The 577-nt window shown below is 70.9% G+C and carries 1 protein-coding gene; it reads right to left on the bottom strand.

All coding sequences use genetic code 11. The features are described from left to right. On the bottom strand, positions 1 to 575 hold a 575-nt coding region (locus tag AC1DYG_RS18970), incomplete at its 3' end, for a response regulator (RefSeq protein WP_477641419.1). Between the last annotated feature and the right edge of the window lie 2 nt (positions 576 to 577).

The raw sequence follows: 577 nt of genomic DNA on the forward strand, positions 1-577 counted from the left end.
ACCCGGAGGTAGTGGGTCTCGGTCGCGTACGACGGCCCCCAGACCTCGCGGAGCAACTCCTTCTGCCCCACCAGCTTTCCCCTGTTACGCACCAGCATCTCGAGCATCCCCCACTCGGTGGGCGTCAGATGCACCTCCGCGCCGGCCTTCGTCACCTTCTTCGCCGCCAGGTCGACGGTGAAGGAGTCGGTTGCCACCACGGGCTCGCCCGGGTCGGCGGCGGCGGAGTTCCGTCGCACCGCGGCGCGCAACCGGGCCAGGAACTCGTCCATCCCGAAGGGCTTGGTGACGTAGTCGTCCGCCCCCGCGTCCAGGGCGGCGACCTTGTCCGCGGAGTCGGTCCGCGCGGAGAGCACGATGACCGGTGCCGTGGACCAGCCGCGCAGGCCCGCCAGCACCTCGATCCCGTCCATGTCCGGCAGCCCCAGGTCCAGCACGATCACCTCGGGATGACGCTCCGCCGCGGCCCGCAGCGCCGCGGCCCCGTTCGCGGCGGTCGTCACCTCGTATCCGCGCACGGTCAGATTGATCCGCAACGCCCGCAGGATCTGCGGTTCGTCGTCGATCACCAGCACCC

Source organism: Pedococcus sp. P1_H8, assembly GCF_056405175.1.